Here is a 3,041-nt window from a genome sequence, read left to right as displayed (position 1 = left end):
AACTATGAATCCGTAACCACGCAGGCAGAAATCCATGCAGGACAAGGCGGCTTTAACATCGAAGTAGGAAAAAATACCGACCTGAAAGGTGCGGTCATTTCCAGTGATGCAACGCCAGACAAGAATAAGATCAGTACGGATACACTGAGTTATTCAGATATTAAGAATAAAGCGGAGTATAGCGCAAGTAGCATCGGGGTCAACGTCAATACTTCCAAAGGCGCGAAACTCAATCAACAAGGTGTTACCCCTAGCGTTGGCGTTCCAGCGAAAGGCGATGCTAGCAGTACAACAAAATCTGCAGTAGCCAACGGAACGATAGAAGTAAGAAGTAATCCAAAGCAAGATTTAAGTGGATTGATCAGAGATACGAATCAATCCTTAAACCAACTAGGAAAAATCTTTGATAAAAAGAAAATAGGCGAACAACAAGAACTAGCAAAACTTTTCGGAGAAGAAGCGTATAATCAAATCCATAATATTTCAAAAAAATATCAAGAAAAAGCTCAAAACTATAAAAATATAGCAGATGCATATCGTAGTCAAGCCACAAAAGCATTTATCGCTGGTGATTATTTGAAAATGTCACAGTTGATGAATTATACAAATCAATATGATGAAAAATATAATTCCATTATGAAAGACTGGTCAGAAGGTGGAACTGCTAAAACAGCATTACACGGTCTTGTTGGCGGAATTATGTCAGGAATTACGGGAAGCGGTTTTTCTTCAGGTGCGATAGGTGCAGGTTTCAATGAAAGCATCCAAAAACAATTGTCGAAAATAAAAAGAAGTGATCTGCAACAATGGGCAAGCGCCGTGGTGGGTGTAACCGCTGCTAATTTGTTAGGAAAAGACGGACAGGCAGGAGGTAGTGCTGCCGTTAGTGGGACAAAAAACAACTTACAGGCAGGAGATATTGTCAAACGTGATAATGTTTATTATTGGGTTGCAGAAAATGGGAAACATTATGCTTTTATAAATGGTGTTGACCCAGGAACAATTGTTAAAGTGGTTATTGATGGTGAAGAATATACGGTTATAGCGAATGATCCAGCAAATGAAGGATCGGATTCATACAACGCAGCTCCGAGCTTTTTTGAAAAAGCAAGAGATGCATGGCTTCGACCACATGCTGACTGGTCAGCAGCTAATTTGGTTTATCAAGGAGATGAACTTCGCTCCTATAGCCTTACCCTCAACGATACGTATAAACAGCCAGAATCGTATGTATTTACTTCTCCAGAAAAAGACGAAACGCAAGTACAATATAACAACGGCTATCAAACCGTCCCAGAAGAGCCAGTAGTAACAGTATTACCAACTCAAGTAGAAGGAAATATTGTAAAAGAAAACAATCAGTATTATCAAATAGGCTCAAATGGAGAAAAAATAGAAGTTGATGCAAGTTCAGTTGAAGGAACGAAAAGATTTTATGCAAATGGATCATGGAATGAACACTGGTCAGATGGAATGGATCATGCTATTGCGCCAATTCGTGCAGAAAATGGTTCTGTGTGGAAAATAAATCCGCAAACGGGTGACGATGAGTATGATGGAGATGCCACTCCAGATGAAAAATTGGGGCAAATACAGATAAAGTTTGAAACAGCACCCACAATAGGGGAAAAAGCTGCTCCTGTTGTTATGAATGTAGAAAGAAAAATTGAAAAATATTACGATGGGCAGTTTGATATAGCTAAGAAGATGGGAATGCCGGATGATCTTGCCGGAACTGCTGCTAATATAAGTACAGGTGAGTTGTTCTTTAAATTCATACCTAAAATTCCTGCGACATCAAGTAATTTAAAATCGGCGGATGATATAGCCCCAATAGTTTCTAAGGGGCCGGGTAAATCTCAATGGTATAAAGCAGATGGCAGTATGAATTATCCACCTAACGGAGGTCGTATTTTGGGTACGGAGCTAAATAGAACATTGGAAAAGGGTGAGTTATTAGGACGATATGGTGGTGTTGGTCCGAAAAGTAATTATGTAACTGAACCAGGGGTCGATCCGTCGACTTTATCATTGCCTCCTACAACGGACCCCTCTAAATATCAGGAATTTATTGTAGTAAAACCTATACCCGGTGTAACTCAATCTAAAGTAGCTGCGTGGGGTGGTGATCCAGGTGAGGGATTGCAATACGAATTGCCAATGACGATAAATGAATTAGAACGTCTAGGATATATAAAAGAAAAAATATAAGGTTATGAGAAACAATGGGGGGGATTTAGTTTAGTTATAAGATTCGGTTTAAAATAATTGCTAAGAGACAGAAAGAAGGAATGAATAAATAATGAGTATATTGGGGTTACTAAACACTGAAGAACTAAGAGATAATATTCTAGAAAAGTATTGTAAACTTAAAGAAACGTCCGAAAAAGATGGAATATATATGGATCTAAACGTTTATTTTGCAAAGGGGACACCAAATAATAGAGAGGGAACTTTTGTATTTGCGGATAATTATGGCTACCACTTTGTTTATACGGAACGTGGGGAGATACAAAGGCATCAAATTACCTATGATTTATTTGAAATATCGTATTGGATTTTTGAAGATATGATTTTTATGATGGCGTCAAAATTTGAGTTAAAAAACCGTATAGAGAATCAAGATTTTAGGCGAATACTGTTTGCTAAAGAGGTCGAATTATTTAATGCTATTGGTGTTAATTTTAAAAAAAGATGTGAAATTGCAATTGATGAGATATTGAAACTTGCTCCATATGACGATAATCTTTAAAAGAAATGATGTCAGCGAACGTAAAAATCCGCTGACATCTTCTTTCATTTTAGGTGTTATTGGGAAATAATAAGAGATGCAGCGCTTCGGCCACGTTTTGACTGGTCAGCGACTAATTTGGTTTAAATACACAAACTGACGGAAAATCCTCTGGAATCGGAGCCCAGATCAGTGCCAAAGGTCTTGGTTTCTATGCAGAAGCCAGCAAAAACAAAGAACTTGAAAACGGAACCATTGTGACCCATACACCAAGTGTGGTAACGGCTAAAGATACGCTCAAAATTGAAGC

General features: G+C 38.1%; 2 protein-coding genes. Both read left to right on the top strand.

Going from position 1 to position 3,041, the window contains the following annotated elements; genetic code table 11:
* Positions 1 to 2,211, top strand: a 2,211-nt coding sequence (locus F606_RS0119685; RefSeq protein WP_026329511.1) for a TNT domain-containing protein, incomplete at its 5' end; no start/stop codon positions are given.
* 91 nt (positions 2,212 to 2,302) lie between these two features.
* Complete coding sequence (locus tag F606_RS22490; RefSeq protein WP_019555598.1) at positions 2,303 to 2,752, top strand: Imm63 family immunity protein; 450 nt, start codon at positions 2,303 to 2,305, stop codon at positions 2,750 to 2,752.
* Positions 2,753 to 3,041 lie beyond the last annotated feature (289 nt).

The organism is Propionispira raffinosivorans DSM 20765, from assembly GCF_000381065.1.
In the GTDB taxonomy this organism is placed as follows: domain Bacteria; phylum Bacillota; class Negativicutes; order Selenomonadales; family Selenomonadaceae; genus Propionispira; species Propionispira raffinosivorans.
The sequence above is the reverse complement of the archived record's forward strand: the minus strand, read 5'-3'. Positions and strand labels throughout refer to the sequence as shown.